At 57.0% G+C, this 3,983-nt stretch carries 2 protein-coding genes; both read right to left on the reverse strand.

The window, feature by feature from the left end; translation table 11 throughout:
* Positions 1–689: 689 nt before the first annotated feature.
* A complete protein-coding gene (locus IRZ24_RS17670; protein WP_297167159.1) occupies positions 690–2,189 on the reverse strand; it encodes a hypothetical protein in 1,500 nt (499 codons plus the stop codon).
* Positions 2,190–2,552: 363 nt separating this feature from the next.
* On the reverse strand, positions 2,553–3,734 hold the full coding sequence (locus tag IRZ24_RS17675; protein WP_297167161.1) for a M24 family metallopeptidase: 1,182 nt from the start codon (positions 3,732–3,734) through the stop codon (positions 2,553–2,555).
* Positions 3,735–3,983: the final 249 nt, after the last annotated feature.

The following is a 3,983-nucleotide window of genomic DNA, read 5'->3' on the forward strand; positions in this document are numbered from 1 at the left end:
CGCCATCCAGTGCTGTATCCCTTGATCCCTTACCACAAGGATCAAGGCTGTATCTTCAGCGGCTGGCTCCCCAGCCTCCGCTGAGCTAGCCACCCGCCAAACACTTCAATTCTGGATGAACGAAGTCATCAGCGCTGTCTCACCTGGATGACCATCTGCGAGCCAATCCTAGTGGCACAGCTTTCTGTGCCTGGGCATAAGGACCAGCAAACAGCGCCACTTCAGGCGAACACAGCACATCCGCCTCTGCTGTTTTCCACTCTTCAATTGTCAAGGTACACTAGCAATCACTCTTGCCTACCGGAAAGACAGACAGAGATCAGCCGCGTCGTAAGTTGCGCTCAGGATCAGTCATCTGGTCTCTACACAGAGCGATCCCTCACGGATCAAGCTCTCTGCAGGACACTACACTGAGGACACCGTACCGCGGTTCTGAAATCTCTGTGGAGAATTTCTGCGAGAGATTTGTTGACCGTCTTTCCGTCCGGCGCGGACTTAATTATGCCATAGGGCTAGGGCCTTGTCAAGGGGTGTAGGGGAGAATTTTTCAAATTGGGGAGAAAATTGGCAGGTGGTCAGGCCGGGGGAGCTGACCAGGCCGCATACGATGAAGGCGCTAGTCAGCAGAGAGCAGGCGAGGAGCCGACACCGGGCAGGAACAAGATCGTTGTCCGGTGTCGGCCCTGTGCTCAAAGCACTTCTTCCTCGTCGCCTTGGCTAAGCGAGTAGGGTGGCTTCTCGACTGGTACGCGGTAACCACGAGGTGGCTGGGAGGTCTCATTAGGATCATAAGGTGCCGGCGGCTGAGCTGGTGCCGCCAGGTCACTGGTAATGGCCCGGACCAGGCGTTCAATGCGATCCCAGCGTGGCGGGAAGGAGGCTGCATAGAATTTCTCGTGTCCCTCGCCATCGTAGATGTAGAGCGTGTAATCGCGATCAATGTAACGGTAGTCCACCTTGATATAGGGGATGCGCACCAGTTCCAGAACTTGCAGCGTTGGTCGCAGGCTCGACTGGACAGCTTCGGCGCTAGCGCGTCCAGAGACCGCTGCGCCAGTTCGCACTTCTTCAATGGCAGCCTGCCAGACGTCAAGTGGGACGGCGTCGGGTGGCGCTTCGGGATGGAGGTTTTCATCAACCTCGGCGCTATAGACCAGCTCCCCTTCAGCCTTGAGTAGCTGCTGCTGTGGCAAGGCTTCCGTACCGACAAAGCGGCGCCGCGTCCGCAGTTCAAAGCTGCGCACGATCTCGCGATGGCGGACAATCTTGCCTGTTCCATTGCAGGCGGGACAAAGCACGGACTTGGCTCCCTGGCAGGCGGGGCAGACGCGCTTCCCAGTCACGCAGTCGCAGTCGACCTCGCCATTGATACAGTCAGGGCAAGGAATAGTACGCCCCTTGTTGGCTGGATCGGTATCCAGAGGATTTGGAACCGGCACTCCCTGCTGACGGATGCCTTCAAAGACCGAGGAAACGCGCTCGCCAAGGGCATTGGCCAGTTTTTCGACGCGCCTCTGTAAGAAGGGCCGCTTTTTCTGTTCAGCCCAATCGGCGACGTAGCCACGCCCGCGGCAGGTGGCGCAACGTTTGCGGGCCCGCCCACGGCAGTCCGGACAGGTGATCCATCCTCGCCCATTGCACTCAGTACAGAGAGCGTGCCCAGTACCATTACAAGCCGTACAGGCTAGCAGTTCATCCAGACCCGCCAGGCGGGTGCGCGTGGTCGGCGGTCGCAGGTCGCTGACTTCAGGCAGCTCGTAGTCCCAGACAGGTAGCAGCGGCTGAGGCTTGCCTGGGACCTGACCGGTGTACGGCTCGCTGACAATTTCCAGCGTTCGATGTTCCCAGCGCGTTTGGACTGTGATCTCCCACACTTCGTCACGGCTCATGGCGACAATATCCATGTAGGTCCCCAGGTCTTTCGCTACGCGCCAGTTACCCGCCGACCAGCTATTGACAAGCTGCCGAATCCTTTGCTCTTCGCTGTCGCTAGGGGGGACCGGTCTCGGCACTGTCTGCGATTGCTGCCAGTAGATGCTTGCGCGATCGACTACCCTTTTGATCTGCTGTTGAACTTCGCTCACTCCCTGAGTCAGCACCCGCCCCAGCTCTTCGAACCGCTTATCTATATCGTTTGGGCCGGGCAGTCCCCCCGGCGTGTTCGTGCCTTGCTCCCATTCATTGCTCATGTTTTTCGCCTCCCGGCTCGGGATGCAGCTTCTCGGCCAGCCTCATACGTACTATCCTGGCAGCCTGTAATACTGCAATTGGCAGGCACCTCTGCTTGCCCAGTCTCCAAGCGCCGGTAAGCTGGCTGGACTGCACCCTCACTTTCATCGCGCTATCTCTGATTACCAGTTATACGCTTTGGCCAGCGCTTACGTTGTAGCCGAATCACTTGCGTCCTGGCTATGTGCTCCTCTCTGCCCCTTCGCTCTCTTCCTTACCATGAACGATCAGCCGATTTTTTACTGTTTTCATCGTGCTCACGCTCTCGCTACTCTCCCTCGGCTCGTTCTAAGGTCAGCTCGTTCCGTCAGGCAAGAAGTTGTCTAGAGCAGGGGAACGATCTCTTGCTGCATGGGGACGCCAGTAACTTCTACTTCTCTCTCATGAATGAGCAGGTTGATTTCGCTGCGTACGCCAAAGTCGGGCAGATAGATGCCCGGTTCTAATGAACAGCAGGTATCGGGTAATAGGCGACGTTCGTCATGGGTTTCGAGGTTGTCCAGGTGCGCACCTTCGCCATGTTCCACTGTCGTGATGCTGTGGCCACTGCGATGTACAAAGGCCTCACCATAGCCAGCGCGCGCGATGACGGCTCGGACGACATCGTCCACTTCATAGGCTTGCAGAGGTTGACCCGCTGCCAAGCGTTGGCGAATGAAATCAAGACCCGTATCGCGGGCTTGACAGACGAGGGCGAAGATTTCTCGTTGCCGTGGAGGGATCTCCTCCTGACGACCAACGAAAGCCATCCAGGTGTAGTCGGCGTAGATAGCCTCTGGTTCAGGGAGGCGCGCCCAGAAGTCGATGAGGAGGAGGTCGCCGCGCTGAATAGGACTGTGTTGCTCTGCGGTGGGCGTGTAATGTGGGTTGCTGGCATTGCTGTTGACAGCAATAAGCGGCGGCTCCTCGACTAGCAGCCCTTCGGCTTGCATCAGTGTCAGCAAGCGTTGCTGGACGCTATACTCATCAAGGCTTCTTCCCGCCTGTAGATCGCCTGTTAACTCCTCAAGGAGACGATCTTTGGCAGCTATGAGTCGCCGCCCGGCTTCACGGTGACTGGCGATCTGTTGAGGTGTGAGGCGCGCGACGAAGTGTTGAGCCAGATTGGCTGAGCTGATAATCTCGACGCCACAGGTGCGCACTAATTCAATTGTGCCAGCGTCAACGGTAGACAGATAGGGAATGGCGTTGTGCGGCGAGTATTCCATAGCAATCCGCCAGCCTGGTCGGAAAAGGCTGCGGAGCTGGGTATGCAGCTCTTGCCAGGAACGGAAAATACGCTGCTCTCCCGGCAGACTGCGCAGGACATGCGGCTCTACCGCGCTCACCAGGGCAATTGGCTCCCCTTGGGTCGGTATCCAGTAAAACCAACGTCGTGTAAACAGTTGTTCGCGCGGTAGTTCCAGTATCCGGTGAGCAATGGGATTGGAACGCCGAAAATCGTAGAAAAGCCAGCCGTGTAGTCCTTCCTCTTGTAGGGCCTGCTGAATACGCTCCAGCTTCATGGTGCTGCCCTCCTTTTTCTCAACTTTATATACCACCGCTCGCGACGCTGCTGGCTCGGTCGTTTGCTCATGGCAGTAAGATCCAGGCCTTATTGTATCACTGGTTGCTTTCGTCCCCTTGCCAGCGTTAGCATAGCGAAATCTCCGGGCCAGGTTGGTGAGCGTAGCCAGGCTGAGAACAAGATTGTCGCCCTTAACTTTGGCGAGTATTCTGAGGTCAATACATCGTTATATATGAATGTTATAGAT

Origin of the sequence: Thermogemmatispora sp. (genome assembly GCF_019683755.1) — a bacterium.
Lineage (GTDB): Bacteria > Chloroflexota > Ktedonobacteria > Ktedonobacterales > Ktedonobacteraceae > Thermogemmatispora.

Bases quoted from the DNA above. Each gene is read 5' to 3' on its own strand.
- IRZ24_RS17670 (WP_297167159.1), bottom strand. From the start codon at position 2,189: ATGAGCAATGAATGGGAGCAAGGCACGAACACGCCGGGGGGACTGCCC.
- IRZ24_RS17675 (WP_297167161.1), bottom strand. From the start codon at position 3,734: ATGAAGCTGGAGCGTATTCAGCAGGCCCTACAAGAGGAAGGACTACAC.